This window comes from Streptomyces ferrugineus, assembly GCF_015160855.1.
GTDB classification, from domain to species: domain Bacteria; phylum Actinomycetota; class Actinomycetes; order Streptomycetales; family Streptomycetaceae; genus Streptomyces; species Streptomyces ferrugineus.
In genome coordinates, this window is record NZ_CP063373.1 from 6,321,902 (window position 1) to 6,342,529 (window position 20,628).

The 20,628-nt window shown below is 71.4% G+C and carries 15 protein-coding genes and 1 pseudogene; 7 read left to right on the top strand and 9 right to left on the bottom strand.

The genetic code is table 11. From position 1 onward, the window contains the following. Window positions 1-24: 24 nt before the first annotated feature. On the bottom strand, window positions 25-987 hold the full coding sequence (locus IM697_RS28560; protein ID WP_194038971.1) for a GlxA family transcriptional regulator: 963 nt from the start codon (window positions 985-987) through the stop codon (window positions 25-27). 113 nt (window positions 988-1,100) lie between these two features. Between IM697_RS28560 and IM697_RS28565 the strand changes: the two genes are divergently transcribed. The 5 genes from IM697_RS28565 to IM697_RS28580 all read left to right on the top strand — a co-directional run bounded on the left by IM697_RS28565 (window position 1,101) and on the right by IM697_RS28580 (window position 6,626). Further along, the gene (locus IM697_RS28565; protein ID WP_194038972.1) at window positions 1,101-1,970 is read left to right on the top strand and encodes an SCO6745 family protein; all 870 of its coding nucleotides are present in this window, start codon (window positions 1,101-1,103) and stop codon (window positions 1,968-1,970) included. Between the two features lie 112 nt (window positions 1,971-2,082). After that, window positions 2,083-2,214: an LPFR motif small protein gene (locus IM697_RS45570; RefSeq protein WP_265582674.1), complete on the top strand. Its 132-nt coding sequence runs from the start codon at window positions 2,083-2,085 to the stop codon at window positions 2,212-2,214. Between the two features lie 104 nt (window positions 2,215-2,318). Then, window positions 2,319-4,691: a Tex family protein gene (locus IM697_RS28570; RefSeq protein ID WP_194038973.1), complete on the top strand. Its 2,373-nt coding sequence runs from the start codon at window positions 2,319-2,321 to the stop codon at window positions 4,689-4,691. A 97-nt stretch (window positions 4,692-4,788) separates the two neighbouring features. After that, window positions 4,789-5,352 carry a putative glycolipid-binding domain-containing protein gene (locus IM697_RS28575; protein WP_194038974.1) on the top strand — a complete coding sequence of 188 codons (564 nt, stop codon included), beginning with the start codon at window positions 4,789-4,791 and terminating at the stop codon, window positions 5,350-5,352. Between the two features lie 98 nt (window positions 5,353-5,450). Next, entirely contained in the window at window positions 5,451-6,626 is a 1,176-nt protein-coding gene (locus tag IM697_RS28580; protein WP_194038975.1) for a serine hydrolase domain-containing protein, read from the top strand. Here IM697_RS28580 and IM697_RS28585 read toward each other — a convergent pair. From IM697_RS28585 to IM697_RS28605, 5 genes and pseudogenes are all read right to left on the bottom strand, one after another. Further along, window positions 6,623-8,263 carry an ABC-F family ATP-binding cassette domain-containing protein gene (locus IM697_RS28585; RefSeq protein WP_194038976.1) on the bottom strand — a complete coding sequence of 547 codons (1,641 nt, stop codon included), beginning with the start codon at window positions 8,261-8,263 and terminating at the stop codon, window positions 6,623-6,625. The two genes, IM697_RS28580 and IM697_RS28585, sit on opposite strands and share 4 nt — an antisense overlap. A gap of 96 nt (window positions 8,264-8,359) precedes the next feature. Beyond that, entirely contained in the window at window positions 8,360-9,382 is a 1,023-nt protein-coding gene (locus tag IM697_RS28590; RefSeq protein WP_194038977.1) for an oxidoreductase, read from the bottom strand. Window positions 9,383-9,546: 164 nt separating this feature from the next. Beyond that, window positions 9,547-11,250 carry a BCCT family transporter gene (locus IM697_RS28595; protein ID WP_194038978.1) on the bottom strand — a complete coding sequence of 568 codons (1,704 nt, stop codon included), beginning with the start codon at window positions 11,248-11,250 and terminating at the stop codon, window positions 9,547-9,549. Window positions 11,251-11,339: 89 nt separating this feature from the next. Next, window positions 11,340-12,599, bottom strand: a complete 1,260-nt coding sequence (locus IM697_RS28600; protein ID WP_194038979.1) for a M14 family metallopeptidase — start codon at window positions 12,597-12,599, stop codon at window positions 11,340-11,342. Further along, window positions 12,596-12,988 (bottom strand): annotated as a pseudogene (locus IM697_RS28605) (CocE/NonD family hydrolase C-terminal non-catalytic domain-containing protein); the annotation flags it as partial. The gene IM697_RS28600 and the pseudogene IM697_RS28605, both read right to left, overlap by 4 nt. Before the next feature lie 321 nt (window positions 12,989-13,309). On the opposite strand from IM697_RS28605, the gene IM697_RS28610 reads away from it, so the two are divergent. Then, entirely contained in the window at window positions 13,310-14,809 is a 1,500-nt protein-coding gene (locus IM697_RS28610; protein WP_194038981.1) for a M1 family metallopeptidase, read from the top strand. Window positions 14,810-14,813: 4 nt separating this feature from the next. Here IM697_RS28610 and IM697_RS28615 read toward each other — a convergent pair whose 3' ends face one another. Together IM697_RS28615 and IM697_RS28620 are read right to left on the bottom strand one after the other, a co-directional pair. Then, window positions 14,814-15,767: a PfkB family carbohydrate kinase gene (locus tag IM697_RS28615; RefSeq protein ID WP_194038982.1), complete on the bottom strand. Its 954-nt coding sequence runs from the start codon at window positions 15,765-15,767 to the stop codon at window positions 14,814-14,816. 195 nt (window positions 15,768-15,962) lie between these two features. Next, window positions 15,963-17,429, bottom strand: a complete 1,467-nt coding sequence (locus IM697_RS28620) for an amino acid permease (RefSeq protein ID WP_194038983.1) — start codon at window positions 17,427-17,429, stop codon at window positions 15,963-15,965. 218 nt (window positions 17,430-17,647) lie between these two features. On the opposite strand from IM697_RS28620, the gene IM697_RS28625 reads away from it, so the two are divergent. Next, window positions 17,648-18,385, top strand: coding sequence for a MerR family transcriptional regulator (locus IM697_RS28625; RefSeq protein WP_194038984.1), 738 nt, complete (start codon window positions 17,648-17,650; stop codon window positions 18,383-18,385). Window positions 18,386-18,432: 47 nt separating this feature from the next. On the opposite strand, the gene IM697_RS28630 is transcribed toward IM697_RS28625, so the two are convergent. Beyond that, entirely contained in the window at window positions 18,433-20,607 is a 2,175-nt protein-coding gene (locus IM697_RS28630) for a 3-hydroxyacyl-CoA dehydrogenase NAD-binding domain-containing protein (protein ID WP_194038985.1), read from the bottom strand. Window positions 20,608-20,628: the final 21 nt, after the last annotated feature.

Below are 20,628 nucleotides of genomic sequence, written 5' to 3' on the forward strand. Positions count from 1 at the left end.
TCGGGTTTCGGTGGACGCTCGGTGTCAGCGGGCCGGTGCCGGGCGGAATCGGCGGCGGTACTCGGCCGGGGCCGCGCCCAGGGCCTTGAGGAAGGCGCGGCGCATGGCCTCCGGGGTGCCGTAGCCGCTGGAGCGGGAGATCTCCTCGATGCCGTCGCCGGTGTCCTCCAGGAGCCGGCGGGCGTGTTCCAGACGGACCCGGTCGACGTAGCGGCCGGGGGTCATGCCGGTCTCGGCCTGGAAGGCGCGGGCGAAGTGGCGCGGGGAGAGGCTCGCGCGGGCGGCCAGCGCCTCGACGGTCAGGTCGGTGTCGGGGTGCTCGGTGATCCAGCGCTGGACCTCTCGGAAGGGCTCGCGCTGGGCGGTCTGGGCGGCGAGCTGGGCGCTGAACTGCGCCTGGTTGCCCGGTCGGCGCAGGAAGACCACCAGGTGGCGGGCGATGCCCAGGGCCACGTCCCGGCCCAGGTCCTCCTCGACCAGGGCGAGCGCGAGGTCGATGCCCGAGGTCACGCCGGCGGAGGTGGCGACATGGCCGTCACGCACGTAGATGGGATCGGGGTCGACCTCGACGCCCGGGTGGTCGCGGGCGAGCTTGCCGCAGTACGCCCAGTGGGTGGTGGCGCGGCGGCCGTCCAGCAGGCCGGCCGCGGCGAGCAGAATCGCTCCGGTGCACACGGAGACCAGGCGTTCGGCTCGGGGGCCGTGCTCGCGCAGCCACTCGACCAGGTCGGGGTTCGGGGTGCGGGTGCCCTGGCCGCCCGGGACGACGAGCGTGGTGTGCGCGTCGAGCCGGTCGCCCAGGGCCTGGTCCGGTGCCAGGGTCAGACCGCTGGAGCTGCGTACGGGAGCGCCGTCCAGGGAGGCGGTGCGGATGTCGTACGTGCCCGGCTTGTGCTTCTCGGCCCCCGCGAAGACCTCCAGCGGCCCGGTGACATCGAGGCTCTGCACCGCGTCGAAGAGCGCGAAGAGAACGGTTCGCTGCGTCATGCCATCGATTCTTCGGGGCCGTCGCCATGACCACAATGACGAGAACCCCACCTTTCCTGCCATGGCTGGTACGCGCCCTGGCGACGTACCAAGCGGTTGGTAACGTGCCGGGCATGACTACTGCCACGCTCCAACCGCGTGCCGGCCGGCGCTGCCACAACGTGCTCAACTCCCTGCACTCCACGTCCTACTTCGCCCCCGAGACGGGTGCGGAACTGGCCGCTCTCGGGATCACGCACCCCAGGGCGGTCAACTTCGCGATACGGGCCGCGGCGCTGGGGCCGGTCGGGGCGGGTGCGGTGACGGCGACGTTCTACAACTACAAGCACGATCTGGTGGCCCGGCACGTGCCCGCGGTGTGGGCGACCGCCTCGCCCGAGGACGTGCTGGCGGCACGCGCGCGTGCGGTCGACTCCTCGCTGCGGCGGCTGCTGGGCGAGGACGCCGTGACGTCCGCGGAGATGGCGGAGGCCGCGCGGCTCGCGCTGCGGGCGAGCGAGGGGTGTTCGCGCAGCGCTCGGCCGTTGTACTCGGCGCATGCGGATCTGGCGGTGCCCGAGGAGCCGCACCTGGCGTACTTCCACGCCGCGACGCTGTTGCGTGAGCATCGGGGGGACGGGCATCTCGCGGTGCTGATGGACGCGGGGCTGGATGGGCTCGAGGCGGTGGTGACGCATACCGCGACCGGGAAGGGCATGGCGCCGAAGTGGGTGTTCTCCACGCGGGGGTGGACGCAGGAGGACTGGGACGCGGCGGTGGGGCGGTTGCGGGAGCGGGGCGTGGTGGACGCCTCCGGTGGGCTCACGGCGGAGGGGGTCGCCCTGCGTGCGGAGATCGAGGCCGCGACGGACCGGCTGGATCGGGGGCCGTATGAGCTGCTCGGGATGGCGGGAGTGGCTCGGTTGACCGAGCTCGGGGCCGGGTTCGCCCGGGCCGCGGTGGAGGCGGGGGCGTTTCCGGTGGATCTGCTGGGGCGGGGCTGAGAGGCACGGCCGACGCCGATGAGTGGCCCCCGCCGGGTGGGTGGGGACCGGCGCCGCGTGTGGCGGAGCCCGGTCGCGGTACCCGGCCCTCAGTGAGAGGAAGGTGAATCACGTGTTCCGTGCAATCGCAGACGTGTTGCGGCGGATCGGCGGCGCGGTCGCCACCGTTGTGACCCTGCCGTTCCGGGCACTCGCGCGGCTCTTCGGTGGGGCCTCGGGGAGTACGCGGAGCCGTCGGGTCTGATTCCGAGGGGGCGTGACGGGGCCGGGGTCCCGCCCTGATCCCCGGTTGTCGGTGCCACCTGCCACAATTGCCGCGCAACCTCAGTGAGAAGGCGGGACGGGATCGTGACGACACCCCTCGTAGGGTCCATCGAAGGCAGGATCGCCGCGGAGCTCGGCGTACGGGAGCGGCAGGTGAAGGCTGCCGTGGAGCTGCTCGACGGCGGTTCGACGGTGCCCTTCATCGCCCGCTACCGCAAGGAAGCGACCGAGATGCTCGACGACGCGCAGTTGCGCTCGGTCGAGGAGCGGCTGCGCTATCTGCGCGAGCTGGAGGAGCGGCGGACGGCGATCCTCGACTCGGTGCGCGAGCAGGGCAAGCTGACCGAGGAGCTTCAGGCGCGGATCCGCGGCGCCGAGACCAAGGCGCGGCTGGAGGACATCTATCTGCCGTACAAGCCCAAGCGGCGGACCAAGGCGCAGATCGCCCGGGAGGCGGGTCTTGAGCCCCTCGCCGAAGGGCTGCTCGGCGATCCGACCGTCGAGCCGCTCGCCGCTGCCGCCGCCTTCGTCGACGCCGACAAGGGCGTCGCCGATCCGCAGGCCGCCCTGGAGGGCGCCCGGGCGATCCTCACCGAGCGGTTCTCGGAGGACGCCGACCTGATCGGCGAGCTGCGCGAGCGCATGTGGGTGCGCGGCCGGCTGGCCGCCAAGGTGCGGGACGGCAAGGAGGAGGCCGGCGCGAAGTTCGCCGACTACTTCGACTTCGCCGAGCCGTTCACCGAGCTGCCCTCGCACCGGATCCTCGCGATGCTCCGCGGCGAGAAGGAGGAGGTCCTCGACCTCGTGCTGGAGCCGGAGGAGGCCACCGACGGTCCCTCCTCGTACGAGGGGATCGTCGCCGCGAAGTTCGGGATCGGCGACCGTGGCCGCCCCGCCGACAAATGGCTGACGGACACCGTGCGCTGGGCCTGGCGGACGCGGATCCTGGTGCACCTCGGCATCGATCTGCGGCTGCGGCTGCGGACGGCCGCCGAGGACGAGGCGGTGGGCGTCTTCGCCGCCAACCTGCGGGACCTGCTGCTCGCCGCGCCGGCCGGCACGCGCGCGACGCTGGGCCTGGACCCGGGCTTCCGCACGGGCGTCAAGGTCGCCGTGGTCGACGCGACCGGCAAGGTCGTGGCCACCGACGTCATCTACCCGCACGTGCCCGCCAACAAGTGGGACGAGGCGATCGCCAAGCTGGCGCGGCTGGCGAAGGAGCACGCGGTCGAGCTGGTCGCGATCGGCAACGGCACCGCGTCCCGCGAGACCGACAAGCTCGCCGGGGAACTGATCACCAAGCATCCCGAGTTGAAGCTCACCAAGGTGATGGTGTCCGAGGCGGGCGCCTCGGTGTACTCGGCCTCCGCGTTCGCCTCCCAGGAGCTGCCCGACATGGACGTGTCGCTGCGCGGCGCCGTGTCGATCGCCCGTCGGCTGCAGGACCCGCTCGCCGAGCTGGTGAAGATCGACCCCAAGTCGATCGGTGTCGGCCAGTACCAGCACGACCTGTCCGAGGTGAAGCTGTCGCGCTCGCTGGACGCGGTGGTGGAGGACTGTGTGAACGGCGTCGGCGTGGACGTCAACACCGCCTCCGCGCCGCTGCTCGCGCGCGTCTCCGGCATCACCTCCGGGCTCGCCGAGAACATCGTGTCGCACCGGGACTCCAACGGGCCGTTCACCTCCCGCTCGCAGCTGAAGAACGTGGCGCGGCTCGGCCCGAAGGCCTATGAGCAGTGCGCGGGCTTCCTGCGCATCCGCGGGGGCGAGGACCCGCTGGACGCGTCCAGCGTGCACCCCGAGGCGTATCCCGTCGTGCGGCGGATGGTGAAGACGTCGGGCCAGGAGGTGGCCGCGCTCATCGGCAACACGGGCGTGCTGCGGTCGCTGAAGCCGAACGACTTCGTGGACGAGACGTTCGGCCTGCCGACCGTCACGGACATCCTCAGGGAGCTGGAGAAGCCCGGGCGCGACCCGCGTCCCGCGTTCAAGACGGCCACCTTCAAGGAGGGCGTCGAGAAGATCTCCGACCTGGCGTCCGGGATGGTCCTGGAGGGCGTCGTGACGAACGTGGCGGCGTTCGGCGCGTTCGTGGACGTCGGTGTCCACCAGGACGGTCTTGTGCATGTCTCGGCGATGTCGAAGACCTTCGTCAAGGACCCGCGGGACGTGGTGAAGCCCGGTGACATCGTCAAGGTGAAGGTCCTCGACGTCGACATTCCGCGCAAGCGGATCTCGCTGACGCTGCGGCTCGACGACGAGGCGGCTCCGCAGGGACAGCAGGGCGGGGGCGGCGGCGAGCGCCGGCAGCGGGGCGGGCGTCCGCCGCAGCAGCGGCAGGGCCGCGGCGGCGGGGGCGGTGGCGGCTCGCGCCAGGCGCCGCCTCCGGCCAACAGCGCGATGGCCGACGCCCTGCGCCGCGCGGGCCTCGTCGACCCCAAGCGGGGCAAGCGCTGAGCCGGCCCCGGCCGGGCCGGCGCTGACGCGACACACGGGCCCGGGCCCTCCGGTACGACTCGGAGGGCCCGGGCCCGTGCGCCCGTAAGGTGACCGCATGGCGACGTCGCGTGTCATCACCTGGGAAGTGTCGGGGAGCAAGGGCATCGAGACCGCCTGGGCCGAGCTCGGCGAGGACTCCCTGCGGGGGCGTGGCCGGGCGGTCGGGACGGTTCCGGAGCCGTACTGGATCTCGTACGAACTCGACACGGCCGGCGCCTTCGTGACGCGTCGGCTGCGGGTCACCGCCGAGTCCGCGGCCGGTGTGCGCACGCTCGACCTGCGGCACGACGGGGCGGGCCGGTGGACGGCGAACGGTGAGCGGCTGCCCGCCGTGGCCGGCGCCCTCGACTGTGACCTCGGGCTGTGCCCGCTCACCAACACCATGCCGGTGCGGCGGCACGGGCTCCATCTGGCGCCCGGGGAACGGGAGTTCCTGATGGCGTGGGTGTCGGTGCCGGATCTGGCCGTCGTCGCCTCGCGGCAGACGTACACACATCTGGGCGTGGGCCGGATTCGCTTCGTGTCCGGTGACTTCCGCGCGGACATCGAGTGCGACGACGACGGCTTCGTCGTGGACTACCCGGGGCTGGCCACCCGGCTCGACCGAGCCGACGGGTAGGGGCGTTGCGCCATGTGCAGTAGCACGGGCGGCCGGTCGGCGGTGGGCGGGTGAGGCTGGACGCCGATCCGCGTGTCCGTCGCCGTTCAGGAGAGCCGATGCCCACTCGTCCTCGCCGCCGTACCCGACTCGGGACGGTGTCCGTCGCCGCCTGTCTGGCGCTGTTGTCTCCGGCGGCCGCGGAGGCCGTGACCCGGCCCGGGCCACACCCCCACGACACACTCCAGCGGCAGGTGGAGGAGCTGGTCCGCGCGCCGGGCGGCCCGCCCGGGGTCATCGCCGTCCTGCGCGACGGCCGGGGCAGCCGGGTCGTCCGGGCCGGGGTCGCGGACCTGGACACCGGCCGCAGGCCCGAGCCGCACGACCACATGCGCATCGCCAGTGCGGCCAAGGCGTTCAGCGGGGCGGTGGCGCTGTCCCTCGTCGACCGCCGCCGGCTGCGTCTCGACGACACCCTGCGCGAGCGGCTGCCCGGCCTGCCACGGGCCTGGGGTTCCGTGACGCTGCGCCAGTTGCTGAACCACACCAGCGGCCTGCCCGACTACTCCGAGGCCCCGGCGTTCGTGAACACGCTGATCGCCAACCCTCGGCACCGCTTCGACTCCCGTCGGCTGCTGGACCACGTCGCCGATCAGCCCCTGCGGTTCCCGCCGGGCACCCGGTACCAGTACTCCAACTCGGACAACATCGCCGTGGCCCTGATGGCCGAAGCGGCGACCGGCGTCCCGTACGAGCGACTCCTCGGGGAGCTGGTGTACCGGCCGCTGGGGCTGCACCGGACCAGCCTGCCGCAGGGCTACCGGATGCCGGCGCCCTACCTCCACGGCTACGACGTCAGCCCGCCCGCGCCGCCGGAGGACGTCAGCGAGCTGATCAGCATGTCCGGCGTGTGGGCCGCGGGCGGCATCGTCTCCACCCCGACCGATATGACCCGCTTCGTTCGCGGGTACGCGGGAGGTCGGCTGTACGGCCGCGGCGTCGTACGGGAACAGCGGCGCTGGATCCCCGGGGCCGCGTCCGAGCCCGCGGGGCCGGGGCGCAATGACGGCGGGCTCGGCATCTTCCGGTACACGACCCGGTGCGGTGTGGTGCTGGGGCACACCGGCAACACCGCGGGCTACACGCAGCTCATCGCGGCCACGCCGGACGGGCGCCGGTCGCTGACCTTCTCCGTAACCACCCAGACCAGCGCGCGCGTGAAGCCCGATCTGCTACGGCGGCTGCGCGCCGTGCAGGAGAGTTTCGTCTGCGCGCTGCTGCGGGGCGGGGCCTAGCGTTCGGTCACCTTGCCGTCGGCCACCTCCAGGCGGCGGGTGACATGGACCGCGTCGAGCATGCGCCGGTCGTGCGTGACCAGGAGCAGGGTGCCCTCGTAGGCGTCCAGGGCCGACTCCAGTTGCTCGATGGCCGGCAGGTCGAGGTGGTTGGTGGGCTCGTCCAGGACCAGGAGGTTGACGCCCCGGCCCTGCAGGAGGGCGAGGGCGGCGCGGGTGCGTTCGCCCGGGGAGAGGGTGGCGGCGGAGCGCAGGACGTGGTCCGTCTTCAGGCCGAACTTGGCCAGGAGGGTGCGGACCTCGACGGGTTCGGTGTCCGGGACGGCCGCGCGGAAGGCGTCCAGCAGGGACTCCTCCCCGTGGAACAGCTCGCGGGCCTGGTCGACCTCGCCGATCAGGACACCGGAGCCGAGCGTCGCCCGGCCGGCGGTGAGCGGGACGCGGCCCAGTAGAGCGCCCAGCAGCGTGGACTTGCCCGCGCCGTTGGCGCCGGTGACGGCCACCCGGTCCGCCCAGTCGATCTGGAGGGACACCGGGCCGAGGGTGAACCCGCCGCGTCGTACCTCGGCGTCCCGCAGCGTGGCGACCACCGCGCCGGAGCGGGGTGCCGAGGCGATCTCCATGCGCAGCTCCCACTCCTTGCGCGGCTCCTCGACGACCTCCAGGCGCTCGATCATGCGCTGGGTCTGGCGGGCCTTCGCGGCCTGCTTCTCGCTGGCCTCGCTGCGGAACTTGCGGCCGATCTTGTCGTTGTCGGTGCTCGCCTTGCGCCGGGCGTTCTTGACCCCCTTGTCCATCCAGGAACGCTGCATCTGAGCCCGGTCCTGGAGGGCGGTCTTCTTGTCGGCGTACTCCTCGTAGTCCTCGCGGGCGTGCCGGCGGGCCACCTCGCGCTCCTCCAGGTAGGCCTCGTAGCCGCCGCCGTAGAGGTTGATCTGCCGCTGGGCGAGGTCGAGTTCGAGGACCTTGGTGACGGTGCGGGTGAGGAACTCGCGGTCGTGGCTGACGACGACCGTGCCGGCGCGCAGGCCGGAGACGAAGCGTTCCAGGCGCTCCAGGCCGTCGAGGTCCAGGTCGTTCGTGGGCTCGTCGAGCAGGAAGACGTCGTAGCGCGACAGCAGCAGCGAGGCCAGTCCGGCTCGGGCCGCCTGGCCGCCGGACAGGGAGGTCATCGGCTGGTCCAGGTCCACGGCCAGGCCCAGCGAGTCGGCGACCTCCTCCGCGCGCTCGTCGAGGTCGGCGCCGCCCAGGTCCAGCCAGCGCTCCAGGGCCGTCGCATACGCGTCGTCCGCGCCGGGCGCCCCGTCGACGAGGGCCTGCGTCGCCTCGTCCATGGCCCGCTGGGCCTCGGCGACTCCGGTACGGCGTGCCAGGAACTGCCGTACGGTCTCGCCGGGGCGCCGCTCGGGCTCCTGCGGGAGATGCCCCACGGTGGCGGTCGGCGGGGACAGCCGCAGCTCGCCCTCCTCCGGTGCGGTCAGCCCGGCGAGCAGCCGGAGCAGCGTGGACTTGCCCGCGCCGTTGGCCCCGACCAGGCCGATCACGTCTCCGGGCGCCACGACGAGGTCGAGCCCGCTGAACAGGGAACGGTCACCGTGTCCGGCGGCGAGATTCTTGGCGACGAGGGTGGCGGTCACAGGGGACGATCCTAATGGCCGGGGCAGATCGGACGCGCCAGGGTTTTCGGCGCACAGGATCGCCGGGCCGGGCAGCGCCTGAAGGGGCGCGGCGCACTACCGCGCCATCGCCTCCACCAACACACCCCCGGCCGTCCGAGCCACCACGAACGACTCGCCCTTCACCGCCTTCGCGTCCAACGCGATCCGATGCCGCCCCGCCTCCAGCACACCGTCGAACACCTCATGGGTGTGCGTGCGGTACAAGAAGTCAAGGCGGTACGCCGTCAGCCGCACCCGGCAGGGCGAGGTGACCTCGACGCCCGCTTCACCGTCGGCGACGACCAGGCGGGTCAGTCGCCGCTGTTCCGCCGGGCTGCGGTCCAGGGCGTGTTCGATCTGGGCGACGAGCAGCGGCACGATCGGCGCGAGGCCGTCGACATACGCCACCTCGACCCCGGCCGCCGTGAAGGCGCGGCGTACGGTGGCCCGCTGCTGCTCGCTGACGGCGCGGCCGAAGGCGACGGCGCCGTAGGTGCGCAGTTCGTCGGCGGGAACGCCGCTGACGTCATGGGTGATCTCGGCGCCGATGCCGATGGTGCGCAGGGCGGCCGCGAGCTTGGCCAGGACGGCGACGCGGGCGCCGATGAGGAGCACCCGGCGGCGTGGTGGCTCGGTGTGGGCGTCGAGCAGGGTGCCCAGCGCGTCACGGTAGTCGGCGCCGCGGAAGCGGAAGGGGCCGATGCCGTGGTAGCCGTTGAGCTCCAGGTCGGCGTGTTCCTCGGTCTGCCAGGCGAAGTCCCGCCAGATGAAGTCGCCGCCCTCCTTGTCGATGACCGCGGTGACCGCGCCGCAGGCGAGGTCCGCGCACTCGGGGCAGCCGTAGATGACATACCGGCCGCCCGGGAGCGGTGCCTGCGCCTCCAGGAGCAGACTGCGGACCTGTGCGGTGAAGATGGCGGGCGGTACGTCGGAGGCGAGCGGGGAGACGGCGTCGAGGTCGGAGAGCTGGAACAGCAGCGGGCGTCCGTCGACGATGAAGTCGACGAAGTCCCGGTGCACCTGGTAACCGCCGTCGGCGAGGACGCCACCGGCACGCATCGCCGGTGCCAGGCCGAAGGTCGCGTACTCGGCAGACATGCTGTGAGTATCCCCAGAGCGAGACCGATATGAGCGCGGCATGACATATTCCGCTACGTCCCGCCATGGGAAACGAACAGGTGGGCCAGGTCGCCGTGGTCGGCCGGGGTGCGGGAGCGCACGGGGGGCGGCCGGGCTCGCCGACACCCCCGCGTGCGCACCGCTCACGCGTGGTCGTGGCCCAGTGGGTCGCCCTCCGCTTCGGTGCCGGGGCCCGGGCCGACCTTGATCTCGAATTCTCCGTCGTACTCCTTGTGGCCCGTGATCACGGCGAGTTCGACTGCCTGGGAGCCCATCTGGCCGCGCACGATGACCGGGTCCCGGCGCAGATCGCGCATGAGGGCGAAGCACATGGCGATCATCACCAGGACGAAGGGCGCGGCGGCCAGGATCGTGAGGTTCTGCAGGCCGGTGAGCGCGTCGCCCTGGCCGCTGCCGATGAGCAGCATGATGGCGGCGACGGCTCCGGTCACCACGCCCCAGAACACCACGACGAACCGGCCGGGTTCGAGGGCGCCCTTCTGGGAGAGCGTGCCCATCACGATGGAGGCGGCGTCGGCTCCGGAGACGAAGAAGATGCCGACCAGGATCATCACCAGCAGGCTGGTGACGGTGGCGATGGGGAACTCCTGGAGGACGGCGAAGAGTTGCCCCTCGGGGGTGTCCTCGCCGGCGAGCCCGCCGCCTTCCTTCACCCGCATCGCCGTACCGCCGAAGATCGCGAACCAGACGAGGCTGACGGTGCTGGGCACGAGGATGACGCCGCCGATGAACTGCCGGATGGTGCGGCCGCGGCTGATGCGGGCGATGAACATGCCGACGAAGGGCGTCCAGGAGATCCACCAGGCCCAGTAGAAGACGGTCCAGCTGCCGAGCCAGTCCGCGACGCCCTCGCCGCCGCTGGCCTCGGTGCGGCCGGCGAGCTGGGGCAGGTCGCCGAGGTAGGAGAAGAGCGAGGTGGGCAGCAGGTCCAGGACGATGATCGTGGGGCCCGCGATGAACACGAAGAGCGCGAGGATCAGGGCGAGCACCATGTTGATGTTGGACAGCCACTGGATGCCGCGCTCGATGCCGGAGACGGCCGAGGCGACGAAGGCCAGGGTCAGTACGGCGATGATCGCGACGAGCAGGCCGGTGCTCACGTCGTCCATCCAGTCCAGCTCCCGGAAGCCGGAGCCGATCTGGAGGGCGCCGAGTCCGAGGGAGGCGGCCGAGCCGAAGACGGTGGCGATGATCGCGAGGATGTCGATCACCCGTCCTCCGACGCCGCCCGCGTGCTTCTCGCCGATCAGGGGTGTGAAGACCGCGCTGATGGTCTGGCGACGGCGTTTGCGGAAGGTGCTGTAGGCGATGGCGAGTCCCACCACCGCGTAGATCGCCCAGGGATGCAGCGTCCAGTGGAAGAGAGTCGTGGCCATCGCCGTCTCCATGCGTTCGCCGGAGTTGGCGGGGCCCGTGCCGGGTGGCGGGGTCGTGTAGTGCGCGAGGGGCTCGCTGACGCCGTAGAACATCAGGCCGATGCCCATACCGGCGCTGAACATCATCGCGACCCAGGACACGGTCCTGAACTCGGGTTCCTCGCCCTCGGCGCCCAGGTGGATGCGGCCGTATCGGCTGATCGCCAGCCACAGGGCGAAGATCACAAAGCCCGAGGCGGCCAGCATGAAGGCCCAGCCGCCGTTGTGGATCAGGCCGTTGAGCAGCCTCGTGGACACGCTCTCCAGCGAGTCCGTGGCCACCCAGCCCCAGATCACGAAAGCCACGGTGATGGCGGCAGTGACCCCGAACACCACTTGGTCGGTGTGGTGGCCCGAAGCGTCCACAGGACCCTTCAGGCCGCCACCCCTCTTCTTCAGATCATCGGTCATCAGCGGCACCTTCCCCTGGAGACAGTGGATACGCCGGTTCCACGTCGTTTTCCCAGGACCTACCACAGGATCCGCCGCTGACAGCCCCTTCAGCAGTCGGTGTCGGGCTCACCGACCGTGAGGTGGTACGGGGCGCGTTCGTCCAGGAGCAGGGGGACGAGGGCGCGCAGGGACTGGCGGAGCGGGACATAGGTGCCGTGGGTCCGCACTCCGTGCAGGGCGAGCTCGTCCTTCACCTGCGCGTACTGGTCGCCGGTGAGCCGGTAGCCGCAGGGCGGGTCCTGGATCACCTCGGTCGGCTCGGGCGGGTCGTTGTCGGCGCCGCCGACGTACACCGGCCCGGTGTCGGCGTAGCCGGTGAGGCGGGCCCGGCCGGTCGCCGCCTCGACCTGCGCGCGGCGGGCGTCGGTGAAGTCGAACAGGCCCTCGAGCGCGGCGGCTTGGGAGCGCACCCGGCGCCGGTTGTTCAGGGCCTCGTCGGCCTGCTCGGCCTCGGTGAGCGGGTCGACGCGGCTCTCGATGAGCAGGCCCACCGAGTGCTTGACGCCGGACATGTTCCGCAGGATGCGCTCCTGGCCGTCACCGGCGACCTGGCGGATCGGCTCGCCCGTCTCGGGGTCGGTCCAGATGCCGTAGGTGCCGGTCGAGTAGCCGCCGTCCGCCGCGGCGGGGCGCACGTACGACTCGGACAGTGTCCGCGCCGCGTCGTGGACGTGGTCGTCCGTGTTGAGGTTGCGCGGCCACAGGTCGAACAGGTCCTTGTCGTAGTACGGGGGTGTGGCGCCGTATTCGTGCAGGTCGTAGATGACGTCGGGGCGCTGGTCGCGGATGACGGCGGCCAGGGCCCGGCCCTCGGCGGTCGCCAGGGCGACGTGGTCGCGGTTGATGTCCACGCCGTCGCTGTTGCCGCGGGTGTCGGCGGCCCGGCCGTCGGGGTTGGCGGTGGGCAGGACGAGCAGGGTGGTGCGTTCCAGGAAGCGCCGGGTCCGCCGGTCCTTGGCGTAGGCCAGGTCGCGGACGGTGGACAGGCAGGCCTCGCGGCCCGAGGGTTCGTCGCCGTGCTGGCTGCACACGAGCAGCACCTTGTTCGGGGCGGGGCGTTCGCCGATCCGCACGAGCTGGAGCGGGCGGCCCTGCTTGGTCGTCCCGATCCGGGCGACGGAGACCCGGTCGCTGGCCTTGTCGACCGTGGCCAGGAGTCCGTGCTCCTCGCTCTGACTGGTCCAACGGGCGCCGCCCGACTCCTCGAAGCCGGTGCGGGGCGGGGACTCGGCGGCATGGGCCGGGATGGCCACGAGGGATGCGGCGAGGGCCGCCGCGGTCAGGGCGAGTGCTCGTATGCGGGTCACTGGCCTGCCTCCGGGATGCGGTGGACGGGGCGCGGGGCGGTCGGCACACCGTCGAGGCGCCCCGCGACGGGGGCGGCTGACGGGGCGTCGGCGGTGGCGCGTGGGAAGGCGTGGGCTCGGCCGACCAGCGGGACGCGGGCCTTCGTACGGGCGAGGACGAGGGCGAGGGTCGGCTTGGCGGACGGCGGCTCGATCAGGTCCTTGCCCGTGCCCGCGACGATCAGGGCGAGGCGGTGACCGGCCGGGACGACGTGGTCGGGGGTGGCCGTGTACGGCTTGCCCGGGGTGAGGGGTCCGCCCTTCGGATCCGGGGCGTGGTTGCCGAGGCCCGCCCGGCCGCGGCTGACGACCGTGTAGTCGACGTCGGCGGTCTTGGCCTTCCTGGGCTTGCTCTCCCGCGGGGCGGCGTGGGCCGCCGCGGGGGTGGGGAACCTGGCCGGCAGGGCGGCCACGGCCGCTGTCGCGAGCGGTCTCCAGATCGTGAAGCGCGTGCGTTTCGGCATGCGCGGACGGTACATCCGTCAACTCCCGTGCAGAAGAGGGCGCCTGACGGCACATGACGTCACATGTGGCCGATAAACATCCGTGTGGCGGATTCACTCATGTCGGCCGAATGGCGATCGTGTGACCGCAGTGGTCATGGACACGCGGGAGGCACAGGTACTCAATGGGCTCCGGACAGTCTTCGGCCCCTACGACTTGGAGCTTTCGTGCACCGCAGAATCATGGCGCCGGGCGCACTCGCAGCCGCCTCCCTGATGCTGGCGATCCCGGCTTCGGCGGCGAGTCACTCCCCCGGCGCTCCGGGCATCGGCGACCCCTACTACCCGGCCTACGGCAACGGTGGCTACGACGTCTCCCACTACGACCTCCGGCTGAGGTACCAGCCGGCCACGGACGAACTGGCGGGCACGGCGACCGTGCTGGCGAAGACCACGCAGGACCTCTCGCGCTTCAACCTGGACTTCCTGCTGGACGTCCAAGAGGTGCGGGTCAACGGCGCGAAGGCGTCGTTCGCGACGTCGGGCGAGCACGAGCTGGAGATCACGCCGAAGAAGCCGCTGGCCAAGGGCACGGCCATCACCGTGGTGGTGCGCTACCGGGGTGTGCCGTCGTCGAAGGAGGCCTACGGCTTCACCGCGTGGCTGCGCACCCCGGACGGCGGGGTCGCGGCGGGCGAGCCCGAGGCGGCCTGGTGGTGGTTCCCGAGCAACGACCATCCGCTCGACAAGGCCACCTACGACGTGTCGGTGCAGGTGCCGGACGGCACCCAGTTCGTCTCCAACGGGACGCTCCAGTCGACGAGTTCACGGGCCGGCTGGACCCGCTACAGCTGGCGTTCGAACAAGCCGCAGGCGACCTATCTGGCCACGTTCGCGGCGGGCAGGTTCGACGTCACCACGGGGACGTCCGAGAGTGGAATCCCGATCATCAACGCCTACAGCAAGGACCTGGGCGACCGTGCGGGGGCGGCACGGGCGAGCATCGAGCGGACCGGGGAGATCGCCGACTGGATGAGCGAGTACTTCGGTCCGTACCCGTACGACGCGCTCGGCGGCTATGTGCCGAACACGACCACCGGGTACGCGCTGGAGACGCAGACCCGGCCGTACTACAGCCCGCGCAACTTCGCGAACGGGTCGAACACGGCCGTCGTGGTCCATGAGTTGGCCCATCAGTGGTGGGGCGACAGCGTGTCCGTCAAGGACTGGAAGGACATCTGGATCAACGAGGGCTTCGCGCGGTACGCGCAGTGGCTGTGGTCGGAGCACGAGGGCGAGGGGACGGCGCAGGAGATCGCCGACTACGTGTACGCCTCGCGGTCGGCCGACGACGCCTTCTGGACGGTCAGGCCCGGTGACCCCGGACCGGAGAACCAGTTCCACATCGCCGTCTACGACCGGGGCGCGCTGGCCCTTCAGGCGCTGCGCAACGAGATCGGGGACGAGGCGTTCTTCGCCATCCTCAAGGGCTGGCCCCAGAAGTTCGCCCACGGCAACGCCTCGGTGGCCGACTTCGAGCGGTACGCCGAGGAGGTGTCCGGCAAGCCGCTGGCGGCGCTGTTCGACACCTGGCTGTTCCAGCCGTCGAAGCCGGCGGCGGGCACGGCGCGGGCGGCGTCGATCGCGAAGGGTTCGGTGGCTCCGGCGCGGCCTAAGTCGTGGCAGAAGATCGCGGCGACGAACGGCGTGCACGAGCACGAGCACTGACGCCCTACGGCTTCGGGGCTGTCGCCGCCAGCTCGGCCACCCGGACGAGGAGTTCGTCCCGCCCGATCGCGTCCGTCTGCGTCGATGGCACCGTACAGGCGTGGGCGCCGGCGATCGTGCCGTACAGGGCGCTGCGGTGGGGTGTCTCGCGGTTCAGCCAGGCGTAGAGGAACGCGGCGGCGAAGGCGTCGCCCGCGCCGTTGGAGTCCACCACCGGCGCGGGCGGCGGCACCGCGGGCAGGCGGGTCAGCTCGTCGTCGGCCAGTACGTACGCGCCCTTCGCGCCCGCCATGGCCACGACCACCTCGGCCCGGCCCCGGTCGGCGATCCGGCGCATCGAGCGCTCGGGGTCGGGCAGGGCGGCGGCGGACAGGAAGACGACGTCCGCGGCGTGCGCGAACGGCTCGTGGTACGGGTTCTCGCCGTCCCAGTCGTGCAGGTCCGTGGACAGCGTCGCGCCCGACTCGCGCAGGAGCGGCAGGGAGTGGGCGCCGGGCTGGGTGATGGTGACGTGGACGTGGCGGCTCGCCCCGGCCAGGGCGCGCACCGTGGCCTCCGGGAAGCGGTCGTCGGGGTGGCCGCGGCTGGTGTCGTACAGCGACAGTCGTCTGCCGTCGGGGCCGACGAGGTTGACGGCACGCCTCGTCCCCGCGGGCTGCGGGATCGCGGTGAGCGCGATGCCCTTCTCGCCGTGCAGCGCCCGGACCAGATCGCCCTCTGGGTCGTCGCCGAGCATGTCGAGGTGGTGGACCCGCAGGCCGAGGGCACCCAGACCCAGGGCCACGAAGTCGCCGGTCTGCCCGGCGCGGGTGCGGATCCCCGAATCGATCATGTAGCTGTCGGCGTACGGCAACGGCAGCTCCGGGACGTACACGATGGTGTCCACACCCGCACCGCCCAGCACGAGCACGTCGATGTCGCGGGGACGCTCCGCCGGGTGGGCAGGAACTCTCGCCATGGGTCCTACGGACGGTGGGTGACCACCGGTCGTGTGTGGTGGGTCGCGCAGTTCCCCGCGCCCCTTTGGGGCGCGTCCGTGGCCGTTCGACGACCGACTCCGAACCGCGCCCGACGCAACGGTGGCGTCACCCCGGACGCAAGTGAACTCCGACATGACGCCACCGTAGGCGCTGCCACTGACAGTGGCCGCCGATTACTTGATGAGCTCGGCCAGTTCCTGGTCCTCCGCCTTGGTGACCCGGCGTCGGATCGCGTACCAGCCGCCGACCAGCAGTACGGCGATGGCGGGGATCAGCAGCAGGGTCTTGCGGCCGACCTCGGGGTCGTTCCACATCATGGCGAGGCAGGCCAGGAGGAAGACGATCGTGGCGATCTCCGTGACCGGGCTGCCGGGGAGGCGGAAGGAGGGGCGGGTCACCAGGCCCGTCCTGGCGCGGCGGACGAAGATCAGGTGGCAGACCATGATGATCACCCAGGTCGAGATGATGCCGAGCGAGGCCACGTTCAGCACGATCTCGAAGGCCTGGCTGGGCATCAGGTAGTTCAGGCCGACGCCGAGCACGCACACCGCGCAGGTGAGCAGGATGCCGCCGTAGGGCACCTGGCTGCGGTTCATGCGGGCGGTGAACCTGGGCGCCGAGCCCGCCATCGCCATGGAGCGCAGGATGCGGCCCGTGGAGTACAGGCCGGAGTTGAGCGAGGACATCGCCGCCGTCAGGACGACCAGGTTCATCACGTCGCCCGCGGCCGGGACGCCGATCTTCGACAGGACCGTGACGAAGGGGCTCTGGTCGGCCGAGTAGACCGAGCCGGGCAGGAGCAGGGCGAGCAGGACGACCGAGCCGACGTAGAAGAGGCCGACGCGCCACATGATCGAGTTCACCGCGCGCGGGACGACCTTCTCCGGCTCCGCGGTCTCGCCCGCGGCGACGCCGACCAGCTCCAGCGCGGCGTACGCGAAGATCACGCCCTGCATGACCAGGACGACGGGCATCAGGCCGTGCGGGAAGACGCCGCCGTTGTCGGTGATCACACTCAGGCCCGGGGTCCGGCCGCCGACCTCGTGCTGGGTGGCGAGCAGGAAGATGCCGACGAACATGAAGCCGACGAGCGTGGCGACCTTGATGATCGCGAACCAGAACTCCATCTCGCCGAAGATCTTCACCGAGATGAGGTTCACCGCCAGCACGACGGCCAGCGCGATGAGGGCGAGTGTCCACTGGGGGATGCTGGTGAACATGCTCCAGTAGTGCGTGTAGAGCGCGATCGCGGTGATGTCGGCGATACCGGTCGTCGACCAGTTCAGGAAGTACATCCAGCCGGCGACATAGGCGCCCTTCTCACCGAGGAACTCGCGCGCGTACGACACGAAGGAGCCGGACGAGGGGCGGTAGAGGACCAGTTCGCCGAGGGCCCTGACCACGAAGAAGGCGAAGACGCCGCAGACCAGGTAGGCGATGGCCAGCGCCGGACCCGCGTCGTGGAGGCGGCCGCCGGCGCCGAGGAAGAGGCCGGTGCCGATGGCCCCGCCGATGGCGATCATGTTGACGTGGCGGGCCTTGAGGTCCTTGCTGTAACCGGCGTCGCCCGCGTCCGCAGGCACCTGGGCCGCGTCGGTACGGGGTGCGGCCACTGCCGTGTTCACGGCGTCCTTGCTCACGGGGTACCACTCTCTGGTGCGCCCGAGCGGATCGCGCTCGGGTGTCCGGACGTACGTATGGCCTGCGCCTTCCGTAAAGGCACAGACCAAGGGGCCACCTTCCCCCACGGAACGCGGCTCATGCGGTGGCACATGTCACAGAGCGTTACTTCTCACACGGCCGTCCCACCGGTCCCGGCAGGTGTCACAGCACTGGTGAGACAGTGATACTGCTGCACATGACGACCGGCACCGACGAACCGACCCTCACCATCGACGAGCTGGCCGCGCGGGCGGGTATGACGGTCCGCACGGTGCGGTTCTACGGCACCAAGGGGCTGCTGCCGCCTCCGGTGATCGGTGCGCGCAGAGTCGGGCACTACGGGCGAGCGCACCTGGCCCGGCTCGCGCTCATCGAGGAGCTTCAGCGGCAGGGCATGACGCTGGCGGCCATCGAGCGGTACGTCCAGCAGCTCCCGCCCGACCTGGACGCCCACGACCTCGCCATTCACCGGGCCGTGGTGGCCTCCTGGGCGCCGGACGCCGTGGAGACGGTGGAGCGGGCGGAGCTGGAGCGGCGGGCGGGGCGGGCGCTCGGTGACGAGGACGTGGAGCGGCTGACCGCGATGGGGGTGCTCGAGGCCGGCGACGGCGGCTACCGCGTCGACCTCGGACTGCTGCGGCTCGGCGTCGGGCTGCTGGACGTACCGCTGTCACAGGAGGCGATCCTCGCGGCGCGCAACGTCCTCATCGAGCATGCGCGCGCCGCCGCGCACGAGTTGTCCCAGCTCTTCCGCGGCGAGGTCTCGCAACGGGCCGCCGAGGACGTGAAGTCGCTGTCCGCCTCGATGCAACCCGTGGTGGTGCAGGCCCTGTTGACGATCTTCCAGCGGTCGCTCAAGGACGATCTCCGGGAGTGGCTGGGTGGCATCTCGGACCTGGAGGAAGGCGTCGCGGAGGAACGCGGATCGGTCTGACCCCCGGCCCTCGCCCCACGGGGCGAGGGCGGGCTGCCGTTACGGGATCAGTCGCCGAAGGTCTCGCCCTTCTCCGCCTTCTCCACCAGCAGCGCCGGCGGCGTGAACCGCTCCCCGTACGCCGCCGCCAGCTCACGCGCGCGTGCCACGAAGCCGGCGACACCACCGTCGTAGCCGTTGATGTACTGCAGGACACCGCCCGTCCAGCCGGGGAACCCGATGCCGAAGACGGAGCCGATGTTGGCGTCGGCGACGGACGTCAGCACGCCCTCCTCCAGGAGCCGGACCGTGTCCAGGGCCTCGGAGAACAGCATGCGTTCCTGCATGTCCCGGAACGGGATCTGTGCGCCCTCGCGCGTGAAGTGCTCGCGCAGCCCCGGCCACAGGGCGGTGCGGCTGCCGTTCTCGTCGTAGTCGTAGAAGCCCGCGCCGCCGCTGCGCCCGGGGCGGTCGAACTCGTCGACCATGCGGTCGATGACGGCCTCGGCCGGGTGCGCGGCCCAGGTGCCGCCCGCCTCCTCCACGGCCCGCCTGCTCTCGTTGCGGATCTTGCGCGGCAGCGTGAGCGTCAGTTCGTCCATCAGGGACAGGACCTTGGCGGGGTAGCCCGCCTGCGCCGCCGCCTGTTCGACCGACGCGGGCTCGATGCCCTCGCCCACCATCGCCACGCCCTCGTTGATGAAGTGGCCGATGACGCGGGAGGTGAAGAAGCCGCGCGAGTCGTTCACGACGATCGGCGTCTTGTTGATCTGCCGGACCAGGTCGAAGGCGCGGGCCAGCGCCTCGTCGCCGGTGCGCTCGCCCTTGATGATCTCGACGAGCGGCATCTTGTCGACGGGCGAGAAGAAGTGCAGTCCGATGAAGTCGGCTTGGCGCTCCACGCCTTCGGCGAGGGCGGTGATCGGCAGCGTCGAGGTGTTGGAGCACAGCAGCGCGTCCGGCTCGACGATGCTCTGGATCTCCTGGAAGACCTTGTGCTTGAGCTCCGGGTTCTCGAAGACGGCCTCGATGACCGCGTCGCAGCCGGCCACGTCCTGCGGGTCGGCCGTCGGCGTGATGCGGGCGAGCAGCGCGTCGGCCTTCTCCTGTGTCGTACGGCCCCGGGAGACCGCCTTGGCGCACAGCTTCTCGGAGTAGCCCTTGCCCTTGGCCGCCGCCTCGGCCGACACGTCCTTCAGGACGACGTCGATGCCCGCGCGGGCGCACGAGTAGGCGATGCCGGCGCCCATCATCCCGGCGCCCAGGACGGCGACCTTGCGGACCTTGCGGGGCTCGATGCCCTTGGGCCGGTTGGCGCCGGAGTTGACGGCCTGGAGGTCGAAGAAGAACGCCTGGATCATGTTCTTCGAGGTCTGACCCGCCGCCAGCTCCACGAAGTAGCGGGCCTCGATGACCTGCGCGGTCTCGAAGTCGACCTGGGAGCCCTCGACGGCGGCCGCGAGGATGCTCCGCGGGGCCGGGTAGGGGGCGCCGTTCGTCTGCTTGCGCAGGTTGGCCGGGAAGGCGGGCAGGTTGGCCGCGAACTTGGGGTTGGCGGGTGTGCCGCCGGGGATCCGGTAGCCGGGCCGGTCCCAGGGCTGCTGCGACTCGGGGTGGGCCTCGATGAAGGCGCGGGCCTTGGCGAGCAACTCGTCCTGGGTGGTGGCCACGTCGTCGATCAGGCCGTTCTGCAGGGCGCGCTGCGGGTTGTACTGGGTGCCCTGGAGGAGGACCTTCAGCAGGGCGTCGGCGACGCCGAGGAGGCGGACGGTGCGCACGACGCCGCCTCCGCCGGGCAGCAGGCCGAGGGTGACCTCGGGGCAGCCGATCTTGGAGCCGGGGGTGTCCAGGGCGATGCGGTGGTGGCAGGCGAGGGCGATCTCGTAACCGCCGCCCAGGGCCGCGCCGTTCAGCGCCGCGACGACCGGCTTGCCGAGGGTTTCGATGCGGCGGAGGTTCCGCTTGATCGCCAGGCCGCCGTCGAACAGGTCCTGTGCCGTCTCGGGCGTGACGCGGATCAGGTCGCGCAGGTCTCCGCCCGCGAAGAAGGTCTTCTTGGCGGAGGTGATGATGACCCCGCGGATGGTGTCCTTCTCGGCCTCCAGCCGGTCCGTGATCACGGCGAGGGAGTCGCGGAACGCCTGGTTCATGGTGTTCGCGGACTGGTTGGGGTCGTCGAGGACGAGGGTGACGACGCCGGCGCGGTCCTGTTCCCAGCGGATGGTGGTGGATTCAGTGCTCATGTGGAGGTGCTCCGTGTGATC